The organism is Micromonospora sp. DT62 (assembly GCF_049847285.1).
Lineage (GTDB): Bacteria > Actinomycetota > Actinomycetes > Mycobacteriales > Micromonosporaceae > Micromonospora > Micromonospora reichwaldensis.
The window spans coordinates 1-916 of sequence record NZ_JBNCOB010000062.1; the positions used below are offsets into that span (position 1 = coordinate 1).

Here is a 916-nt window from a genome sequence, read left to right on the forward strand (position 1 = left end):
TCGCCATTTTCAGCGCGTCGAGCGCCAGATCCGTGTAGAGCGACGTGGACACCTGCCAGCCGACGATCATGCGGGAGTACACGTCGAGGACGAACGCGGCGTACACCCAGCCCACGCTGGTGCGCACGTAGGTGAGGTCGGCGACCCAGAGCTGGTTCGGGCCGGCTGCGGTGAAGTCTCGTTGGACCAGGTCAGCGGGTCGGTCGGTCTCGGCTGCGGGTCGGGTCGTGCGCGGCGATTTGTCGCGCAGCAGCCCGCGTAGCCCGGCCTGGCGCATCAGCCGCTCGACGGTGCACCGGGCCACCGGCGCGCCTTGGCGGTGCAACTCGTGCCAGATCTTGCGGGCGCCGTAGACGCCGTAGTTGGCCGCGTGGATGCGCTCGATCACCCCGGTCAGCGCCTCATCGCGCCGTGAGCGGGCGCTGCCGGGACGTGTCTTGGCGGCGTAGTAGGTCGACGGTGCGATCTGTGCCGGCGTGTCTTCGAGCGCCCGCAGGACCGGCTGGACACCGTGTTCGGCCTTCTGGGAGTCGACGAAGTCGACCTTCATCGCGACGGACGGTCCAGCTCCGCCGCGAAGAAACTCGCCGCGGACTTCAGGATTTGGTTGGCCCGCCGCAGCTCACGATTCTCCCGTTCCAACGCGGCGAGGCGTTCCGCATCGCTGCTGGTGGTGCCCGGCCGCTGCCCGGCGTCGGTCTCGGCCTGCTTCACCCACGTGCGCAACGCCTCTGGGTGGACTCCGAACTGATCGGCGATCCGCCGGATCGCGCCGACCGCGCTGGCTGGATCCCGACGGGCCTCAAGGACCAACCGGGTCGCACGCTCACGCAGCTCATCGGAGTACTTCTTCGGTGCAGGCATCGCTGGTGTTCCTCCCAGGTTTCGATGTCTCCATCAAACCCGGTGCGGGACA

2 protein-coding genes are annotated in these 916 nt (G+C 68.4%); both read right to left on the reverse strand.

Going from position 1 to position 916, the window contains the following annotated elements; translation table 11 throughout:
* The coding region (locus ACPXCB_RS31515; protein ID WP_425879764.1) for an IS3 family transposase at positions 1–550 on the reverse strand (550 nt) is incomplete at its 3' end.
* A complete protein-coding gene (locus ACPXCB_RS31520) occupies positions 547–864 on the reverse strand; it encodes a transposase (RefSeq protein WP_425879766.1) in 318 nt (105 codons plus the stop codon). The genes ACPXCB_RS31515 and ACPXCB_RS31520, both read right to left, overlap by 4 nt.
* Between the last annotated feature and the right edge of the window lie 52 nt (positions 865–916).

What these genes read in the sequence shown, in the direction of transcription:
- ACPXCB_RS31520 (WP_425879766.1), bottom strand. Translation starts at nt 864, where the DNA reads ATGCCTGCACCGAAGAAGTACTCCGATGAGCTGCGTGAGCGTGCGACC.